The 20,515-nt window shown below is 40.2% G+C and carries 20 protein-coding genes; 7 read left to right on the top strand and 13 right to left on the bottom strand.

Annotation, left to right across the window (positions count from 1 at the left end):
• Positions 1-80: 80 nt before the first annotated feature.
• Positions 81-692 carry a glutathione S-transferase family protein gene (locus ACTXGH_RS03185; protein WP_439295632.1) on the bottom strand — a complete coding sequence of 204 codons (612 nt, stop codon included), beginning with the start codon at positions 690-692 and terminating at the stop codon, positions 81-83.
• Between the two features lie 177 nt (positions 693-869).
• Between ACTXGH_RS03185 and ACTXGH_RS03190 the strand changes: the two genes are divergently transcribed.
• On the top strand, positions 870-1,475 hold the full coding sequence (locus tag ACTXGH_RS03190) for an O-acetyl-ADP-ribose deacetylase (RefSeq protein WP_439295631.1): 606 nt from the start codon (positions 870-872) through the stop codon (positions 1,473-1,475).
• A 9-nt stretch (positions 1,476-1,484) separates the two neighbouring features.
• On the opposite strand, the gene ACTXGH_RS03195 is transcribed toward ACTXGH_RS03190, so the two are convergent.
• Positions 1,485-2,144 (bottom strand): DUF1294 domain-containing protein, encoded by a 660-nt coding sequence (locus tag ACTXGH_RS03195; protein WP_439295630.1) that lies wholly within the window; start codon positions 2,142-2,144, stop codon positions 1,485-1,487.
• Positions 2,145-2,295: 151 nt separating this feature from the next.
• Here ACTXGH_RS03195 and fkpB point away from each other — a divergent pair, with 151 nt between their 5' ends.
• Positions 2,296-2,793: an FKBP-type peptidyl-prolyl cis-trans isomerase gene (gene fkpB / locus ACTXGH_RS03200; RefSeq protein ID WP_439262691.1), complete on the top strand. Its 498-nt coding sequence runs from the start codon at positions 2,296-2,298 to the stop codon at positions 2,791-2,793.
• Between the two features lie 50 nt (positions 2,794-2,843).
• Positions 2,844-3,884: an aldo/keto reductase gene (locus ACTXGH_RS03205; protein ID WP_439295629.1), complete on the top strand. Its 1,041-nt coding sequence runs from the start codon at positions 2,844-2,846 to the stop codon at positions 3,882-3,884.
• Positions 3,885-4,019: 135 nt separating this feature from the next.
• On the opposite strand, the gene ACTXGH_RS03210 is transcribed toward ACTXGH_RS03205, so the two are convergent.
• Positions 4,020-4,820 (bottom strand): lysophospholipid acyltransferase family protein, encoded by an 801-nt coding sequence (locus ACTXGH_RS03210; protein WP_439262694.1) that lies wholly within the window; start codon positions 4,818-4,820, stop codon positions 4,020-4,022.
• Positions 4,821-5,281: 461 nt separating this feature from the next.
• Here ACTXGH_RS03210 and hflX point away from each other — a divergent pair, with 461 nt between their 5' ends.
• The 4 genes from hflX to ACTXGH_RS03230 all read left to right on the top strand — a co-directional run bounded on the left by hflX (position 5,282) and on the right by ACTXGH_RS03230 (position 9,509).
• Positions 5,282-6,730, top strand: coding sequence for a ribosome rescue GTPase HflX (hflX, locus tag ACTXGH_RS03215; protein ID WP_439295628.1), 1,449 nt, complete (start codon positions 5,282-5,284; stop codon positions 6,728-6,730).
• Positions 6,731-7,062: 332 nt separating this feature from the next.
• Complete coding sequence (locus ACTXGH_RS03220) at positions 7,063-7,494, top strand: CidA/LrgA family protein (protein ID WP_439295627.1); 432 nt, start codon at positions 7,063-7,065, stop codon at positions 7,492-7,494.
• 19 nt (positions 7,495-7,513) lie between these two features.
• Positions 7,514-8,203: an LrgB family protein gene (locus ACTXGH_RS03225; RefSeq protein ID WP_439295626.1), complete on the top strand. Its 690-nt coding sequence runs from the start codon at positions 7,514-7,516 to the stop codon at positions 8,201-8,203.
• Positions 8,204-8,693: 490 nt separating this feature from the next.
• Positions 8,694-9,509: a lytic transglycosylase domain-containing protein gene (locus tag ACTXGH_RS03230; RefSeq protein ID WP_439262700.1), complete on the top strand. Its 816-nt coding sequence runs from the start codon at positions 8,694-8,696 to the stop codon at positions 9,507-9,509.
• 169 nt (positions 9,510-9,678) lie between these two features.
• Here the strand turns inward: ACTXGH_RS03230 and tsf are convergent, their stop codons facing one another.
• From tsf to ACTXGH_RS03280, 10 genes are all read right to left on the bottom strand, one after another.
• Complete coding sequence (gene tsf, locus ACTXGH_RS03235; protein WP_299218101.1) at positions 9,679-10,560, bottom strand: translation elongation factor Ts; 882 nt, start codon at positions 10,558-10,560, stop codon at positions 9,679-9,681.
• 255 nt (positions 10,561-10,815) lie between these two features.
• The gene (gene rpsB / locus ACTXGH_RS03240) at positions 10,816-11,625 is read right to left on the bottom strand and encodes a 30S ribosomal protein S2 (protein ID WP_439262702.1); all 810 of its coding nucleotides are present in this window, start codon (positions 11,623-11,625) and stop codon (positions 10,816-10,818) included.
• A 392-nt stretch (positions 11,626-12,017) separates the two neighbouring features.
• Positions 12,018-12,467: a chemotaxis protein CheX gene (locus tag ACTXGH_RS03245; RefSeq protein WP_439295625.1), complete on the bottom strand. Its 450-nt coding sequence runs from the start codon at positions 12,465-12,467 to the stop codon at positions 12,018-12,020.
• 41 nt (positions 12,468-12,508) lie between these two features.
• A complete protein-coding gene (locus tag ACTXGH_RS03250) occupies positions 12,509-12,958 on the bottom strand; it encodes a chemotaxis protein CheX (RefSeq protein ID WP_439295624.1) in 450 nt (149 codons plus the stop codon).
• 30 nt (positions 12,959-12,988) lie between these two features.
• Positions 12,989-13,351, bottom strand: a complete 363-nt coding sequence (locus ACTXGH_RS03255) for a response regulator (RefSeq protein WP_439262706.1) — start codon at positions 13,349-13,351, stop codon at positions 12,989-12,991.
• A 20-nt stretch (positions 13,352-13,371) separates the two neighbouring features.
• Entirely contained in the window at positions 13,372-15,543 is a 2,172-nt protein-coding gene (locus ACTXGH_RS03260; protein ID WP_439295623.1) for an ATP-binding protein, read from the bottom strand.
• A 12-nt stretch (positions 15,544-15,555) separates the two neighbouring features.
• Complete coding sequence (locus tag ACTXGH_RS03265; protein ID WP_299218112.1) at positions 15,556-16,437, bottom strand: substrate-binding periplasmic protein; 882 nt, start codon at positions 16,435-16,437, stop codon at positions 15,556-15,558.
• 501 nt (positions 16,438-16,938) lie between these two features.
• A complete protein-coding gene (locus tag ACTXGH_RS03270) occupies positions 16,939-17,820 on the bottom strand; it encodes a substrate-binding periplasmic protein (protein WP_439295622.1) in 882 nt (293 codons plus the stop codon).
• A gap of 346 nt (positions 17,821-18,166) precedes the next feature.
• Positions 18,167-19,390 (bottom strand): multidrug effflux MFS transporter, encoded by a 1,224-nt coding sequence (locus ACTXGH_RS03275; protein ID WP_439295660.1) that lies wholly within the window; start codon positions 19,388-19,390, stop codon positions 18,167-18,169.
• Between the two features lie 302 nt (positions 19,391-19,692).
• Positions 19,693-20,505, bottom strand: coding sequence for a crotonase/enoyl-CoA hydratase family protein (locus ACTXGH_RS03280; protein ID WP_439262713.1), 813 nt, complete (start codon positions 20,503-20,505; stop codon positions 19,693-19,695).
• Positions 20,506-20,515 lie beyond the last annotated feature (10 nt).

The raw sequence follows: 20,515 nt of genomic DNA on the forward strand, positions 1-20,515 counted from the left end.
ATACGTAACCCGCCTTTTGTTTTGCCTGTTGTTTTTGATAAATTAACGTGTTGGAGCGGCTCTTGCTACACGCTATTATCCTACCTCCCATGAAACTTCTCACGCTTTGATAACTTCTTAAGATAAGCCTTAATATGCTCAGGCAATTCAACTCCTAACATTCTTACCCACGAAAACAGCTGCTGATAATAAATATCTGCTAATGTAAAGCTGTCCCCTACTATATAGTCCTGCTCATCTAACCAAACGTAGGCAATGGGTAGCGCATTTTGGATACACTTCATGCAGTTATCAGCCGTACCCTCGGGCCAGCTCTCAAAGTTTTGTAAAACTTTAATTTTGGTCAATATCCATAGATAACTTTCCAGCTCAATCATGCCAAAGGAGATGACTTGACGCAGTTTGTAGTTTTTCTCTGCGTAGTTTTCATCGTCTCTGTTAGGCGTAAGTGGTTTATCAGGATGCAAGTCATTAAGGTATTCAATGATAGCCAAAGATTCTGTAAATACTTTGTCATTATGAGTTAATGCTGGGATTTTACCAAAAGGATTAATTGCTAGAAACTCAGGACTTCTTTGCTCACCTTTTTTGGCATCTATCTCTTTAACTTCATAATCTAGGTCAAGCTCGCTTAGTGCCCAAATCACAGTCTCCGCTCGACTTGGCTGGGTATATTTGTACAGAGTAATCATTATAATTTACCTTGTTATGATTAAAGTCCATTTACCTGTTTGGTTGTTTATAGATCTATAGAATTGAGCTGATAAAATACAACTTATTATAACCATATAACATACAAGCCAATGATGGAAAATAATTTAGAATAAGTTATAAAATAATATTATTGAACTAATAAAAAGGTTTTTTCTATGTCAAACACTCAATCAAGACCTATTTATCAAAAGAAAATTTCTGCTTCTAAAAATCCTAATATTGAGCCCTCTAATGTTGTGACTTTGTCAGTATTACAGGCAGACATCACCACCTTAAACGTCGATGCCATTGTTAATGCTGCCAACTCAAGTTTGCTTGGTGGCGGCGGTGTCGATGGTGCAATTCATCGGGCAGCGGGACCTAAGCTACTTGAGTATTGCCGTACATTAAATGGCTGCCAGACTGGCGATGCTAAAATCAGTCCAGCATTTGACTTACCCTCCCAGTATGTGATTCATACTGTAGGCCCTGTTTGGCATGGCGGTCATAGTAGCGAACAAGCACTACTTGCCCGTTGTTATCGAAAATCTTTAGAACTGGCAACTCAAAAAGGTCTCACCAGTATTGCCTTTCCATCTATTAGTACAGGCGTCTACGGTTACCCCATTGATAAGGCAGCTAAAGTTGCAATCGATACAGTCAGAGAGTATGTGCAAAACGGTTTAGAACAAATGGATGATTTTTCAATTTGTGAAGTGATCTTTTGCTGTTTTTCAGCCTCAGATACAGCCGTTTATCAGCGAATACTGGCGCAAATTTAAACCAACGCTCTACAATAACTCGGTTAAAAAATCTAAGCTGCCGCCCATTATGACAAAGAGCAGCCCTGCTAAATTGATAATGACCGTCAGATAGTAGGTCATGCGAAATTCAGGCTTTTGTGATTTGTGTCGCAAATACGTCTGTGCGACCATCGCTCCGACCCAGCCACCAAGCATGCTAAGCAGGTGTAGTGTTAATTCAGGCGTACGCCAATCGCCACTTTGGGCTGCGGCTTTATCTTTGGCATACATCATATAAGTGATAAATCCTAGTGCTATATACCATGCAACCACCAGCCAATTTATCTCACTGGTCAATGCAAGTAGTATAAGCACGCCATAAAAACCGGCACCAAGGAGCAAACGTTTTTTTTGCCCATTCTCAAACTCAGCTTGTGCCGTGCGTTGTTGATTACGTTTACGGATTTGACTGTTTTTCTTCGCCATTTGTTGTTGTACATATTCAAGCTCTTGTACTTGTCTTGCTTGCATACGACCTTTGTTGTCTTGCCCCAGCGTAAAGATGACAGACTCACCAATCTTAGGACGACGCTGTGCTTTAAATTCACTGATATGAAAAAATACGGACTCATCATTTTCAGTATTAATAAAGCCAAAACCTTTATCATCTTGCCATTTTTTAATCGTGCCCTGTTGCCTATCTGCCATCTGTTTTTGCCTCTGTATTAAACAGTCAAATATTGTAAACTATTTAGGTTACATTATTAACGCTTACATTAATGGTTAATTGTCTTATCATTTCTTACACTATACACATCAAATAATTCCTCATTACTTTTATGACTAATGGCGCTTGATTATGACTGACTCCCAATTTATCAATCCAAATGAAGACACACGTATTACTCACGGTAGCCTTGTTAAGCTTCATTTTGAAGTGTCTCTAGAGAACGGTACCATCGTTGACTCAACCTTCCACCGTGATTCACCTGTCAAGCTTACCATCGGCGATGAGAGTTTATTGCCAGGTTTTGAGCAGGTACTGATGAATCTACGTGCGGGTGACACGCGCTCAGCCCATCTTGAGCCTGAGCAGGCTTTTGGTGAATGGAATCCTGAAAACATCCAGCACTTTAGTCGCACTCAGTTCGCTTTAGTCACCGATAATCCAGAAGTTGGCATGTTGGTCGAATTTGAAGACAAAGGTAAAAACACTTTGCCAGGTACGATCAGTACTATCAATGACGATGAGATAGAGGTGGACTTTAATCATCCTCTTGCTGGTCAATCCGTGCTATTTAAAGTCAAAGTCTTTAAAGTTACCCCACCTGGGGTGACTGGCGTCCAACTAATGTAATAATGAAACGTACTCTAGAGAACAACAACCCTTTTAAAAAGGACATTTATATGCAATATCAGGCGCTTCCACAAATCGATGAACAAGTCTCTAAAATCTGTCTAGGTACGATGACTTGGGGCCAACAGAACACCGAAACTGAAGCACACGCGCAAATGGACATGGCGCTCAGCGAAGGGGTAAACTTTTGGGATACAGCTGAGATGTACCCTTCACCGCCAGACAAAGACAAGCAAGGTGATACAGAGCGTTACGTAGGCACATGGTTTAACCAGACCAAACAGCGTGACAAGGTCATACTTGCCAGCAAAATGTCACCAATGAGCTTTTTGCGTGACGGTCAAACGCGTTTTAACGCTGAGCAAATCAGTAGCGCGATTGATAGTAATCTTGAGCGTCTACAAACAGATTATATCGACATCTACCAGTTGCACTGGCCTGAACGCCAATCCAACTACTTTGGACAGCGCGGTTATACTGAAGATATGGCCGCGCAGCCACTAGAAGACCTCACGCCGTTTTTGGAAACCATCAGTGCTTTAAATGATGAAATTAAAAAAGGTCGTATTCGTGCTTATGGGCTATCGAATGATACTGCTTGGGGTCTGATGCGCTATTTATGGGAAGCGGATAAAAATGGACTAAAAGCGCCGATTACGGTACAAAACCCTTACAGCCTACTTAACCGCTTATATGAAGTAGGCATGGCGGAGATTGCACACCGCTCAAACGTTGGTCTACTCGCCTACTCTCCGCTTGGCTTTGGTGTACTATCAGGTAAGTATTTGGATGGCAAACGTCCAGAAGGAGCACGCCTGACGAAATATGATCGTTTTGAGCGCTATGTCAACGAGCAAGCACAAGAAGCAACCGCCCAGTACGCTAAGATAGCCGCAGATGCAGGCTTAGATATGGCACAGATGGCACTGGCTTTTGTTAACTCACGCTCATTTGTCACTAGTAATATCATTGGGGCCACCAACCTTAAGCAGCTAAAGTCAAATATTGACAGTATTCATCTGACTTTAACCACTGATGTATTAGATGCCATAGAAGCGGTACATACGCGCCAACCCAACCCATCTCCATAGACTGGACAGCCTCGTATTTATACGGTCAACATAAGGTTGTTCATTGTTGATATCAAAAAGGCGCAAATCGCTCTAGTAACAATAGCGATTTGCGCCTTTTCTTATGCTATCCCTATCAAGATTAGACATGAATTCTTAAGCGTTAGGTGACGTGCTAAGTACTCTTGAATGTAGTTCAGTTAAACCCTCTTGCATACGCTTTTGTAGCTCGTTGGTCAACTCACTCTTACTGCGGCCGTTTGGATCTAATGGTTCAAGTGGTAGTACATAAGCGGTCACGTTTTTACTATCAAGGACCCGTTTAATGCTGTCTTTCATCGTAAGCTTGCCATAATAAGGCAGTGCTTCACTTAAGGTACCATCTTTATTAACATAGCATAGTACAAGCGGTTGAATCGGTACATCCGCGTCGATTGCTGCTTGTAATAAAGTACCGTGAATACGCTTCACTTTTTTGCCATCAGTGGTGGTCGCTTCAGGAAAGAATATAACTGAAAAACCTTCATTTAAAAAACTGGCAATTTGCGTTGTCACTGAGCCTACGTCGCCAGAGCCACGTTTGATAAACACTGTGCCTGCTGCATGGACAAGCTTACCAAAGATAGGCCAATCGCCAATTTCTGCCTTTGACAAAAAGAAAGCAGGGCTGACAGTACCAACTACAGGGATATCCATCCACGAAACATGGTTAGATACCCATAGGCCGTGATACTGCGGCACAGGCTCAACCTGGACAATCTTGACACCGAAAGAGCCTGCCATCTTGCGACAAAAAGTCTGAATATAGCGTGGTAACGTCTCACGTGGTGGTTCACGAAAAGCACCAATACGCTGTGCTGTGCGCATACCACCTGCGATAGTCGTCGTCATGCCAGCTATTTTTTTGCCGCGGCCCACCTGCTTTCTGAGCGAAAACTTTGATTTAGATTGGCTCATCTGTGCCCCTCATGATTAGATAACGGTTTAAACAATTACCTGAACAAATTAATACTTAGATAAATGAAAATGTTGATTCAGCCTAAAAATTAATACCCTTATATGAAGGACAAAATTAAGCCAAAAAACGAGGTAAGTATAACAAAGTTTTGTGAGTCAGTGACGATTTGTTCACTCAGTCTTCTTATGCTACTGTGGGACCAGCACGTTCTTCGTTTTCTCAAGGTTTAATACTATTTTATCAGCCGTTTTTATATTTATTGATAAAAAAGTTAAGATAACAATATCATCGATAGCGAGTTACCCTAAAAGCGCTGTAACATAAAATCATCGCTAATTATTTTTATACGCTTTAATATCAAGACATCAGACCATATATAGACCTTAACTGAACGCTGCTGACATGCTATATTTTTATACAATAGTAGCGATTTATTTACTCTATTCAGAGGTGAGAATTTTTGGAATATTTTGAAAGACACTCAGGTGGCGAACGTGCCATTATCGTACATTTAGACATTCGTCAAATCCAAGATCCTGATGATCTAAGCGAATTTGAGTTGTTGGCAGATTCGGCAGGGGCTGATCGTCTGGCACTAGTCACCGGATCACGTTCAAGACCCGATGCCAAATACTTCGTCGGCAGTGGTAAAGCTGAAGAAATCGCTGAGCTGGTTCGTGAACATGACGCTGATATTGTTCTGTTTAACCACAACTTATCGCCCTCACAAGAGCGTAATATTGAGACCCTAGTAAAATGCCGCGTACTTGATCGCACCGGTTTAATTTTAGACATTTTCGCTCAGCGTGCGCGTACTTATGAAGGTAAGCTGCAAGTGGAGCTTGCGCAGTTAAACCATCTGTCTACCCGCTTGGTACGCGGTTGGACGCATTTGGAGCGTCAAAAAGGTGGTATTGGTCTGCGCGGGCCAGGTGAGACTCAGCTTGAGACCGATCGCCGTTTGTTACAGACGCGCGTCAATCAGCTGAAAAATAAGCTCGATAAAGTAAAGCAAACTCGTGCTCAAGGTCGAGCCAAACGTCAAAAGTCAGATGTACCTACTATATCTTTGGTCGGCTACACTAACGCTGGTAAATCAACTTTGTTTAACCGTCTAGTTGATGAAAACATCTATGCCGCAGATCAGCTATTTGCAACCCTAGACCCTACGCTGCGCCGCCTAGACTGGCAAGGCGTTGGTCGAGTTGTGCTTGTTGATACTGTAGGTTTCGTTCGTCATCTGCCCCATGAGTTGGTAGAGTCTTTTCATGCGACTTTAGAAGAGACACTAGAGGCCGATTTGTTGTTACATGTTATTGATTCATCTAGTGAAGATATGCATGAGCAAATCCAAGCGGTCAAAGATGTCTTGGCTGAGATCGATAATGATGTTCCTGTACTCAACGTTTATAACAAAATCGATTTAACCGATGAGCCTGCACATATAGGCTATGCAACTGAAGGTAAACCCAATCGCGTTTATGTGTCTTCAAAAGATAACTTAGGCATGGAAGAGTTGTCACTTGCTGTACAGCAGTTATTAACAGGTACATTGACAACGTTTGACTTGACGCTTCCTTATGATGCCGGTCAGCTCAAAAATACGCTTTATGAGTTAGGGGTTATTCAAGCAGAAAGCTACGATGACACAGGACACGAATGCTTAACCATTCGTCTACCAAGTGATAGACTCAAGCAAATACTAGGGCAAGCAAACTTATCGCCGATTGATGTCTTACCATTAGCGCAAGCAACCCTATTGATGCCTATACTTGAACCATTTGAACAGGATATTAATACTGAGCAAGCGACGACTGATGGTGATGATGGTTTTGGAAATACGGATGGCCAAGATATCAATGAGCCTGTTGATATTGATGACTCCTCAACGACTGATTCATCATCTTAGCCAGTTAAACAAGGTATGTAGGCTTGGTCCAACAAAGGCCTGTACTTGCAACGTTTGCATGTACAGGCCTTTTTTAAGTCACTTTTATTGTTTGACGAACAAGTATTTTTACCTTATTAACGTGCTCAAACCTTACTAGTTAAATCTGTGTATTCAGCGAGGTTTATTAGTTTATTCAATATGTATATAATCAATCGCAAAGTCAATAAAGCGTCTGGTTATCTTTATATAATACTTACCACTCTATGCTATAGCGCTTTTTTCTGTGCCAACAATGCAACTTCTACCTTATTGCCAACACTGACTGATTGCTATTTTGGCAAGGATTGTTTATGAAAGCTACCCACTCCTCGTCTATGCCGCCATGGATTGCATTAATAATTACACTATCCATGGTCGTTATTGTCCGTGAAACAGCCGTTGTTGTTTGTCAGTGGGCGGGTATTGAAAAAGCAGCCAATGTAGTCGGCTTGGTAGCGATGTTTTTTATTCTTGTAGCATGGCGGATACTCAAAGGTTTACCTAACTGGCTGACCAAAGCCAGTAATACGCTACTGGTTGATAGTGGCTTTGCATTTTTGCCAATATCAGCTGGCGCAGGTTTACTGCTTTTTGCGTTAGGCGATGAGCTATGGGGAGTCATGCTAACCATGTTGATTAGTACGCTGATACCTCTTTGGGGGCTTGGCCTACTTGCCAATCGTTGGTTAAGTCGTGATGTCAGTATCAATGACGACACTATTACTGAGCACAAAAAGCCATAATAGGCTTAGGAGAGACAGCATGAGCTTTGATAGTGTATTTATAGCTACCTTGGCAGCGATATTACTCACCTTAGCCGCACACGTTATTGCTCGCGTATTAGCAAGGAAGATATCTTGGTTACCAATGGTCATTACTGCACTCGTCTTAGTCATTGTATTTTTATTTATTTCACGGTGGGATTACAATGATTATTATAGTGTTGCCAAACCTGTCTTTGACCATTTATTAGGTTACGTCACCGTATTATTGGCTGTGCCACTAGCCGCTATGAGCTTCAAAGGGTTACCTGTCAAAAGCTTGACCATTATTGTAGTCATCGCTAGTGTGGTCGGCGCCCTCCTACCCATGTCATTGGCTTATCTATTTTCGTTAAGTCATGACACCTTATTAGCCTTCGCTACTCGTTCTGTAACGACCCCTATTGGCCTTAGTGTGGCAGATTTGATAAAAGCGCCTTTAGCAATGGCCAACTTAATTATCATTGTGTCAGGTTTAATAGGCGGCATGCTGGCTCGGTTCTTATTTCGCAGTATAGATGATGACCGCGCTAAAGGTTTGGCATTAGGATTGGCCGCTCATGCGTTTGGTACAGTAGAAGCTTGGCAAATCAGTCATACAGCTGGACGTTATGCTGCTTTTGGACTGGCAGTCAACGGTTTACTAACAGCAGTTTGGGTGCCTATCTTTATCAGTGCCTTAGGCATTTAAAGTTTGGTGCTTATAAAGCATATAAGATTAGTCAATCTTAAATTCAGTCACTTTTAAAACCAGTCACTCGCAAACCCGATATGTGTCTTATTTTAAAAACTTATGTCTATCAGAAATGTCTAAACCTATATAACTGTTTGTCTTTCGCTTGTCCTTATAACATTATAATCAGATTATAAGTAAACGTATTTATCAATCTTGTTCAAAATAAAAATAGCGTTAATATCTGATTTTTCTAAATATTTATTAAAAATATTTAGTGCTTATTCCAAACCAAGGTTATAGGGTTAAAAGTTATTTTATGATATAGTAAGCAACTATTATCTTTTGTATCTATTGCAAGTGATTTTGGTTAGACGTAATTTTGTTGGCTATTTATGGCAGTCATTGGTGTGACAACCTGCAGCTACTAATAATGGCTTTATTAAATAAAACATTACGCCTATAAGCAGAGTAATTTGCTGTTATTCGATAAAAAGTGATATTTTCTATGATAAAAATTGCCCCTCTATTTAACCGTTTTCTGTCTCCTTTTATGTTGACTGCTATCGCTCTATCTACCCTCTCGGTTACCGCTCAAGCTGGTAACATGTACATATATAAAGATAAGGGTGGCCAAGTTCTCTTAACGAACGTCAATCCGACTGGTAATTTTGATAAGTTTACTAAAAAAGTAAAAGTGACTTATTACAAAGACTCAAAGATGTATGACGGTGATAGTAGTAGTAACAGCTATAGCAGTAGCTCTGCTAGCAAAAGCGGTAGTCGCGATGCTTATGATAGCTATATTCGTGCCTCTGCTACTCGGCATGGCGTTGATCCAGGCCTAATGAAAGCGATGATGCACACTGAGTCAGCTTTTAACCCTAATGCTCGTTCTCCTGTGGGAGCGCAAGGTCTTATGCAATTGATGCCTGCTACTGCCAGTCGCTTCAAAGTCAGCAATCCTTGGAATCCTGCTGACAATATTGAAGGCTCAGCTAAATACATTGCTTGGCTTATGCGCCGTTTTAACAACAATATTGAGTTTGCGATAGCAGGTTACAATGCTGGAGAAGGTAATGTCGATAAATACAACGGTATACCACCTTTTAAAGAAACTCGTAACTACGTCAAAAAAGTGATGAGTCGTTACCATAGCTTATACAAGAACGACTCAGGTCTGTCTGATAATACTATGAGCGCTAATAATGCTACTGTTAATAGCAACAACAATAGTGGTGGGATACAAACTGTCAGTTACGGCACTAGCAACAACAGTGGCAGTGCCAGTTATGCCAATTCCGCCTACGCCGCTTTGCGCTAATATTGAAAGTAAGACATATATTTAAATATTAAAACCTGTACACAAAAAAGCCCGCTAATAGATGAGCGGGCTTTTTATTTTACGATCTAAATACAGTCAGTTGATGGATGCTAAATACAAACTTATTGCTTATTTAGCATCCACCTCGACCTGTAATATATTTTAAAGCTTACTTGTTAGCAGCTTGGGTAGCAGCAACTTCAGCAGCAAAGTCTTCTTGCTTTTTCTCGATGCCTTCGCCAACTTCTAGACGTTTAAAGCCAAGTACTTTTACACCTTCAGCTTTTAGTACATCGCCTACTTTTTTGTCATTGTCCATGACGTATGGTTGACGTAGTAAGGTTACTTCGTCTAGGTACTTACGTAGACCACCTTCGATCATTTTTTCAACGATGTTATCAGGCTTGCCAGATTCTTTAGCTTTTGCTTCGATAATGTCTTTTTCGCGTGCTAGTACGTCAGCTGAGACGTCTTCATCATTGACAGCAACAGGGTTGAACGCTGCGATGTGCATGGCAAGGTTTTTGCCAGTTTCTTCATTGCCGCCTTCATACGATACCACAACACCGATACGTAGACCGTGACGGTATGATGCGATATTGTCGCCTTCAATAGTTTCAACACGGCGAACCTGAATGTTTTCACCGATTTTCTGTACTAAAGACACACGTGCTTCTTCAACTGTTTGACCGTCACCATAAGGCAATTCAGAGATTTTAGCTACGTCAGTCACGTTGTTTTCTAGAGCAAGGTTTGCAACTTTTTCTGCAAACGCTGTGAAGCTATCATCTTTTGCTACAAAGTCAGTTTGGCAGTTCACTTCCAACAAAAATGCTTTTTTGTCACCTTGAGCGATGATAATAGCACCGTCAGCTGCGATGTTACCTGCTTTCTTAGCTGCTTTCGCTTGACCAGACTTACGCAAGTTATCGATAGCAACTTCGACATCACCATTTGCTTCTTGCAGGGCTTTTTTACATTCCATCATGCCAAGACCAGTACGGTCACGCAATTCTTTTACCATTTTGGCAGATACTTTTACTTCTGACATAAGAGTTACCTTAGTATTGTTATGTATGAGGGGCTTAACGTCGCTGATGTTTTACTATTTACGAGCTATGTATAACAAGGGAGACATAGACAGCTATACTTAGTTGTGAAAGAGCTATCCATCAACAACAAAGCATGACGAGTCAAACTGCATCATGCCTATTGTAAGCTTGTATGTTGTTAATAACCTAATATGGATATAGACAGATACACTATCAAAATATCCTTTCAACGTTAGACCTTAACGAGCAGTCATTTATTCTGCTGGCGTTGTAGCGTCTGCGTTATCTTCAGCTGGTGCTTCTTCAGTTGTAGAAGCTTGCTGTGCAGTTTGCTCTTGGTCAGATTTGCCACCAGCTTGAGTCTGTGCATACTCTTTACCAGCGATGATCGCATCAGCAATAGAAGATACATACAAAGTCACAGCGCGAATAGCATCGTCGTTTGCTGGAATAATATAATCAACGTTGTCTGGATTAGAGTTTGTATCAACAATACCGATAACTGGAATACCTAAGTTCTTAGCTTCTTTGATCGCGATCGCTTCATGATCGACGTCAACAACGAAGATTGCATCAGGTAGGCCACCCATATCTTTGATACCACCTAATGAACGCTCAAGTTTTTCCATATCGCGAGTACGCTCTAACGCTTCACGCTTAGTAAGCTTAGCAAACGTACCGTCTTCGCTTTGCTTCTCAAGCTCTTTTAGGCGAGTGATTGACTGACGTAGTGTTTTCCAGTTAGTCAACATACCACCTAACCAGCGGTGATCAACATATGGCATACCAGCGCGTCTAGCTTGCTCACGAATGATACCGCTAGCAGCGCGTTTAGTACCAACAAACAATACTTTGTTTTTCTTAGCAGCTAAGCCGTTTACATAAGTCAATGCTTCATTAAATGCTTTGACAGTATGCTCTAAGTTGATGATGTGAATTTTGTTGCGTGCACCAAAGATGTAAGGACCCATTTTTGGATTCCAAAAACGTGTTTGGTGACCGAAGTGAGCGCCAGCTTGTAATAAGTCGCGCATCTCAATTTTGGTTGGATTGTTTGTAGCCATGTTAAATATCCTGTTGGTTGGGTTATGCCTCCACATCACAAAAACTACCTATTTAGCGACACGCATTTGCTTACGTTACACACTATATCAATGCAACGTCGTAATACTCTACTATATGCAAATTAATCAAGTCACCAAACACCCAGTAATTTTTTACCATGATGTGTGTGTCATTGGTTGATTTAAAAATTAAGCTATTACTTAAAAAAAGTATATTCTAAAAATAGCTGCGCTGTATTTTATCATAACTGCCTATCAATTATAAACAATTACTTTGACGATATGTGTTACATACTTAAATAACAGACAATAAAACCAATGACTTATTAAGCAAACACAAAAAAACGACGCCTATACGTCGTTTTTTAATGATGGCCAATTTATTGATTAGCTTAAGCGATACAAATACCTATGACTGCTTCATAACCACGCCATGTAAAATTGGTAATATAACTATGACGTTCTTTTGGCAAGTAAGACACACTTGGTGCACCTTCAACAATATGAGGCGGTGAGATAATAAACTCCGGACCAAACTCGGTACGAGCATTACCAGATATCGTGTTGGCCATTTCACCAAGTAAGTCCTTCATCATTGTCATCGATGAATCAGGCTCACCCATTATTTTGATCACTTGGCGCAGCATGTTGCTGGGAGCGCTGACATAAACGCAGCCTTCAAGAGGACCTGATATTTCAATAACACCACTATAGTCATAACCGATAGTGCTTTTATTGTTATTCAAATAAGGGGTATTAATAGCCACTTGTGCGTCATCAATTTGTGCAAAAAATGCATTAATCGAACTTAGGAACACACCTAACTTTTCTACTTTAACCATAATATATTATTGTCCATATCCAACATATGCCCGCAACATGTTTAATCTTGCAGACAAATTACAATTTCGCCGACTTGCGATAGCCAAGTAATAGGAATAATAAAGGAACGCTCTTCGCTAGGTAATACGATACTTTGCGGCGCCCCTTTAAATACGAATGGGACAGAGATGTGAAACTCGGCTCCAAACTCATTGCGTGCATTACCAGCGATAGTATTAGCCACTTCACCTGCAAGATCCATGTAAATCTCTTCACTATTTTCAGTTTCGCCCATACTGTTTAATAAAGAAGTCAGTAACTCGCGTGTTGCTGAAAAATACACCACACCTTTTTGGACGCCTGATATTCCAATCACACCTGTATAGTCGTGAACTTTTGGCTGTTTGTTTTCTAACAAATAAGGCGTATCAGCGATGAGCTCTGAACCTCCGAACTGATTAAAATAGTTACTAATAATGTTCAAAAAAATTTGTAGCTTTTGTTCTTTCATAATGACATCTGCTTAGGTCGTTGGATGATATTAGTCTTGTACCAGCTCATACAAAGACTCTACGAGATCTTCTTCTGAAAAAGGTTTACATAAAAACCCACTAGCACCAAGCGATAATGCTTCGATGCCCGTAGATTTATCTGACAATGCCGATACCACCAAAATTCGTACATCAGGATCAATAGCGATGATCTTTTCAATGCATTCAAGACCATCCATCTGTGGCATGGTTAAATCCATAGTAATGACATCAGGACGATGCGTATTAAACTTCTCAATAGCTTGAACACCGCTGGTTGCCGTCGCAACCAACATAAAATTTCCTGAGTCATAAGCCCGCTGGATGCGGTTTCGAATGATATTGGAATCATCAACAATCATTAGTTTATACATAACGTATTTATTATCCTTAATTAAGCGTTAGGCAGCGTAATGACAAAACGTGTCATCTTACCATGCTCACTATTTACATTGAGCTTACCATCATATTCTTTTACTTGAGCTTTGATGATGTCTAAACCAACACCGCGACCACCATCTTCGTCAGCATCTTCTTTCGTAGAAAATCCAGAAGAAAACAGCTGTTTTAACAGGCCATTACGATCAAGTTGTTTTGCCTCTTCGACATCGAAACGACCTTGCTTGACTAACTTTTCACGAATACCATCATAGTCGATACCTTGACCATCATCTTGTAGGGTCACAATAAAATCTTGACCACTACTTTGCATCTCAAGACCAATTGTACCAACAGCAGACTTGCCAGCTGATTGACGCACATCAGGCGTTTCAATACCGTGTACCACAGCATTACGTAGCAGCTGGATACTGATTTCTTTTACGGTCTTTTTAAGATGCTCTGGTATCTTGATTTGTCCCAAAGTAGCACTATCAAGTTGTACTTGTTTGCCTTGTCTTGCTGCGATATCTCGTGCAAAATCATGATAATAATCGAGCAAATGACTGTCAGCTTCTTCATCCAAGTCAATCTCATTGCCTGCAATTTCTAAACCATCTATTGACAGATCTGTTGCTTGATTTTGGACTACTGCTTCATGTACATCTGATGCTGCACTAGCTGGCGCTGTACGGTTGATACGCTCACCCAATGTCTCGATAGTGTTAGACAAACTGAGCAAATCATCCAAATGCACTGCTAAAGGCAGGAAGTCATTACCAGACAGCTTGCCTTGATTTTGTAGCACGTTAAGCTGATCTTCTGCTTCTGATGCAATCTTAGTAAAGCTGTGTAACTTTAATGCTGAGGCCTCACCTTTTAAGCTATGCATTTCACGATAGATAGCGTTTAATTTAACCTCAAGCTCATATTGCGTACTGCCAGGATTTTTTAAGATATTGTTGATTTTTTCAATATGAGTTTTGGTGTTAGTGATGAACTCATTAATGATTTTTGGATTTACATTTAAGATGGTTGTTAACATCTCAATCTGCATGTCATTTTGTGAACGTTCTTTCTCTAAACGTTGTTCTAGATGAACAGCGTCTGATACATCGTTAACGTTGACCAAAATACGAGCAATGTCTTTATTTTCATAAACCCGTGAAAATCTAAAATCTAAGAAACGGCTGTCCGAACCCTGTTCGCTAGTAGTGTTATGTAGCAATACTTTGTGTAGGGGGTTTAGATCGTTAACCAGTTTTTCTTTCACTCGTGGATTGTATAGCTGCTCAACGAACTGGCGTGTGGTCGTTAGATCTTTATCAGAAATACGGCCGCGTAGTACGCTGGCAAAGTTTTCTCCTGCTAAGCTATCAGAGCCAATAATCTTATTGAGTGCCTTTGAATGCTGCTGACCAATATTTAAGTCTTTATCAAGCAAGAACAGGCCGGTATTAACCGTTTGCATAATCTCTTGGGTCTCGCGACGTGCTGCTAATGCTTCAGCATCTGTTTCACGTAGGCGACGTACAAAGAAGAATACAAAGATCAAAAAGTAGGCAAAGATTGCTGCAACACCAAGTATCTGAACCAGACGAATAGTATTGGCTTGGTTTTCAGCACTCGTAAATACATCATCAGTCAGTTGGTCTAAAGAGTCATTAATAAGCAAACTTGATGTCTTTGCCTGTTCGACTGCTTGCGTTAACTCATCAGCAGAGTCAACCATAATATTATCAGCATCTTTTAGATACGCTTGAATTTTAGGTTCTAAAAGCTGCCATTGCTCACTAGCTGCTACGATGTTGGCTTGTGCCTTATTATCAACTTGCGGTAAATCATAAGTATCGCCATCGATATCAGTAATCGTACCACCTTGTCCGATAGCTGTAATAGAGTTGGTAATCAACCCAGTATTCTGCTCTAAACGCTCAAAAACTCGCTGCATATGAGGAGAGTTGGTATCCTCACCGTAGCTATTATCCAAATCAAACAAGTCTTTGATCACCGCCTGCGCACTGTTGGCAACTTGGTTGGTTTGATCAATTAATACTGTGTTTCTTTCTAATAAGCTTGAGGTATAAAACGTAAACGCAAGCAAAGCACCAATCAACGACAAGAACAATGCAATTGATATAATCAGACCTTGATAACGCTTATTATCGACATTATGTGTGGTTGCCATGTTGAAAGTCCTTTAGTTTGCTTGCTCAGTAGTTTGGGCGTCAGATTGAGCTTCACCTAACCATTTTTCTTCGATTGTCTTAAAGGTCCCTTCTGCTTTAAGTTTGGTGATACCTTCATTAACAGTGTCGATAAGCTGAGTGTTATCCTTTGCCATTAGTACAACTTGCTGCGCTGAAGGCGTATCTTCACCTTCATACGGTACGATAGTAACGTCATACTCTGGATGGGTCTTAGCGGTGTATTGCAAAATAGGCAAATCATGTAGGATAACGTCGACCTTGTTTTGCAGTAGGTCTTCAAATAGTAAAAAGGCTGTGGTTCTTGTAGAAAGCTCACCATATTTGCCAATTTCTTTTAGTTGCTCTGCAGGTTTTGCACCTTCCATACCAGCAACATGTAATCCTCCTAAGTCCTCTAAACGCTTCAAGTCTAAGTCTTTATTTGAGTACATCATGGCTGATGGGTTAAAAAAGTAAGGTGTGGACAAGCCATACTTTACGTTACGATCGTCTTTATAAGAGATACCTGATACCGCCAAGTCACGACCGCCAGTCTCTACGCTATCAAACATGTCTTGCCAAGTTTCTTTATAAAACTCGACTTTAAAGCCTTGCTCTTCTCCAATAGCACGGATAGCATCAATATCAATACCTTGCATATTTCCATAGTCATCCTGAAAGGAAAACGGAGGCATGGTCCCTGTTGTTGCTACTTTAACTACTGGAGCATCATCAGGTAATTTACTGACAAAAGTATCTTTGTTTTCTGCCACTGTTGGACTGGTCGTTGTTGCGTTTTCTTGCGTAGTTGTATTGCCTGCATTGTTAGAGTTGCCACAACCAAATAAGCCCACACTTAGTACAATAGGAAGTACACGATATAACTGTTTCATAATCTATCCTTGAAAAATTGAGAGGTTTTTACAGTTTAATAAATTGTACTTATCACGCTTTCGTATTCAACATTTACTTTTTATTTAATACAAAATGATTTTTCATAAACATCTTTTGTATTTTTGAATTAATAAACTGTCATAAGCTCGAATAGATATTGACTGTTACAGCTTCAAAAAATAAATATCAAATCCATATTTTTCACCTAATACGATATAGAATGAATAGGTAAATAACACGTTGAACTCGCAGTACATTTATTACACAAACTTACAATGAATAATACTCAAGTAACTTTGTAATAGCAATCAAGGTAAGCGAGTAGTAATTGATAATTATTATCATTAACTTGGATATTTGTGTGTAATAACGCTCGTGTATACATAAACAGTATTAGATAAGTTCAAATGTGATAAAAAAAGCATTCATACGATTAATACGTATGAATGCTTTTTAGCAGAGTGCTTTTAGTTAATTGAGTATTTTTAAGTTTATTGATATTAAGTATTTGGTTTACGTTGTTCCGATACAGCTTGCGTCAGATCTTCACCAAACCATTTTGTGGTTAAAGTGGCATAAGTACCATTTTGTTTTAGACTCTTTAAGCCAGCATTTACCTTTTCAAGTAACTCAGGCTGTCCCTTTTCAACGAGCAGTACTTTGTATGCACTTTCTGCATGGATATCTTCATAATCAAAATATTTTGGCTCCAAATCAGGTAAATCATTCATAAGATAACGAAGGGCACCCACATCTTCGGCAACTGCATCAACTTCACCTCGCGCCATAGCCTTTACTGCTAAAAAAGTTGACGGATATGGGCTAACAGATTCAACATTGATTTCACCACTACTAAAGTAGTCATACTGTACGGTATCGCTAAGCACCCCAATCTTTACATCGTCTAATTCGTCTACAGAGGTGAGATTTAAGGACTCATCTAAATACACTAAGCTTGATGGTAGCGGTGCATACGGGTCAGACAGTAAATACTTTTTGTCACGCTCCGTACTATATGGTACAGCCGCTGCAAGCATATCTCGAGTTTTGTTATCTAAGTTTTCAAATACCTCTTCCCATGGATCACTATAGATTTCAACTTTAAATCCTTGATCCTCACCAATCTCACGCATAAGATCAATATCAAATCCAGTAACACTTCCATACTCATCATTAAAACCATAAGGAGCAAACTGCGCGTCAGTGGAGAGCTTGACTGTCGGTGCAGTATCAGGCAATTTACTTACAAACGCATTGTTATCTTTAATAGCTGTAGTACTGTTGGTATTTACATTGTCCTGAGTGGTCGCGTTGTTGGCATTGCTACAACCAAACAAACCTACGCCTAACATCATTGGAAGTACTTTATATAATGTCTTCATAACTCATCCTTGAAAATTAAAAGATATTAGTAACTTTTTCCTTAACAAACTAACAAATTTGTATATAAATTTTTTGTAATAAAAAATACAAACCGTTACATTCGATATTAATTCAGTAATTTTAGGATAGCTAGAAACATAGAAAAAACTAGATAAATGGACGAATAGTATGATAAGAGGTAGATAACAGAGGTTATTTGAAAATTTTACCCATCTATTTGAATGAAATAAATTTTTGGGATATATATAAATTATTGTAATATATCTTTTATTAAAGGTATAAAAAAAGCATTCATTATCTATTAGATAACTGAACGCTTTTTAAATAAAAGCTAATAACAAAATTTTAATCGGTATCTTCAAGATTTAAGTTACGATCTATTTTCCAAATTAAAAAACAGCCCAGACTCATTAAGGCAAACATTGCAATACCAATCTTAAGTACAGGATTAACTGGAAATAAGTTCAACAATAGCCCACCAAAAATACCGACTGAAAACATCAAAGAGCCTTGTAAGGCACTTGCCATTCCAGCACGGTGTTTTTGAAATGCCAACGCAATGGCAGAAGCGTTTGGCTGAGTCAGACCAAGACCTGCAATACAAAAGAAAATACAGCTTAAAACTAGCGGCAGCCAAGCATCTGTACCAAGAAAAATTCCAACCGCAAATAATACGCCTGCAGAAATCACCTGCATCATCGCCCCAAAACGTAAGATACTCAAAATACGAAAGCGATTGGTGAGCCATTGATTAAGCTGAGTTAACGCCACAAACCCTGCAGCGTTCATACCAAAGAGCCAACCAAAATGCGTCGCTGACACACCATACGTGTCCATAATTAGCTCAGAAGCCGAGCTAATATAGACAAACATCGCCCCCATCAACAGCCCGCCACCAATCGCCGGATAATTAAAACTTGGATCTTTTAATAAGCTCCAATATTGGCTGAGCACTTCTTTAGCAGGGCGCACATTACGGTTTTCTGCTGTAAGGGTTTCAAAAAAGAAAAACTTAGTTAATAGTAAATTAAGCACCCCAAAAGCTGCTAAAAACCAAAAAATCGAATGCCAATCAAAGAACTGTAGGAATAGTGCACCAAGTGATGGCGCTAAAATAGGCGCCAATCCCATTACCAAAATCATAATAGAAAAAGCTTTAGCCGTTTGTTTGGCGGTGAGTCGATCACGTATCGCTGCGCGGGTGACGACCGCACCTACGCAGGCGCCAAGTGCCTGTAATGTCCGCCCAGCGAACAAAATATACTCGTTACTGGTCGTAGCACAGACAATCGATGCAATGACATACAAGGTCATACCTATATATAAAGGTTTGACCCGACCAACACGGTCACTAAAAGGACCATAAAATAGCTGCCCAAATACCAAACCAAAAAAGTAAGCTGGTACGGAGTTGGCCATAAATGCTGTAGATACCTCAAAATCATCTGCCATCGATGGTAATGCAGGCAGATACATATCGATAGATAAAGGTCCTATCGCCACAATCAGCCCAAGCATCATAATCCATGCAACAGGCAGATCAGCAGCGCGCACACGTTCAGCAGTCATAGGTTTATTGGGCAAAGAGGTTTTTGGAGCAGACATAGCGGGACCATTTTATACAGAGATTGCTGTTGATACTTCGATTGCTTCTATTCAATATAAACGTTATCAATAAAATATTCCTGTTTATTGACAAGCATTACTGATAAAAACAATGGTGCATATCTAATTTATTATCGTTACAAATATGCAAGCAGACAGTCCTATATCGTACTATCTGCTTGTATTTCAATAGAGATATAACCTTAATAGAACAAACCTCAATAATTAAACAGCACCTACAACACTGCTATAAGCTGAGGATTAAATTAACGAAACTGGCGTTTGCTAAACACTGTACTGACCTCTTTGGCTTTTTTGAGCGCAAGCTTACGATTTCGTCCTAACATAAGTTTTAACTGCCACATTTTTTCTTTATATAGCGTCGTATGCGACTGCTGATACATGGCATTGATGACACGCTTACTTGCGAGCACCGCATCAGGAGAACGCTCGGCAAACTCAGCGGCCAGCAACTGTGCTTGTTGTAATGGTGATTCACTACAATGACTAACCAACCCTAGTGTTCGCCCCTCCTCCGCATCAATGGTACGCGCACTCATTGCTAGCTCTTTTAGCACGTCTGCACGCACGACCCCTAGTGCCGATTGTGTCAATCCCATGTCTGGCACTAATCCCCACTTGGCTTCCATAATGGACAGTTTGCAATCAGGATGACTAATGCGCACATCGCACGCCAGAGCCAGCTGTAATCCTGCCCCAATGCAATACCCTTCTAATACAGCAATCACAGGAACTGGTACTTCGCGCCAGACCAAGCAGACCTGCTGAAATAGGCTTTGGTTAGGTTTAATTAATTCCCAAAAAGCGTACGCTTGATTTTTGGGATGATTCAAATCACCCAAATCTATACCAGCACAAAACGTCCCCTCAGCACCATTAAGAATGACGGCACGTAACGTTTTATCCTTACTAATATGTCTAGCAGCAGCGATCAGCTCATCAACCACTTGAAAACTCATGGCGTTCTTTTTTTGAGGACGATTTATAGTAACGGTGGCAATATTTTCGGTAACGCTAACTTGTAGGGTTTTATATTGATGAGCGGCGATAGCATGCATAACAATCCTT

Source organism: Psychrobacter sp. 1Y10 (assembly GCF_052259005.1).
Taxonomy (GTDB): Bacteria; Pseudomonadota; Gammaproteobacteria; order Pseudomonadales; family Moraxellaceae; genus Psychrobacter; species Psychrobacter saeujeotis.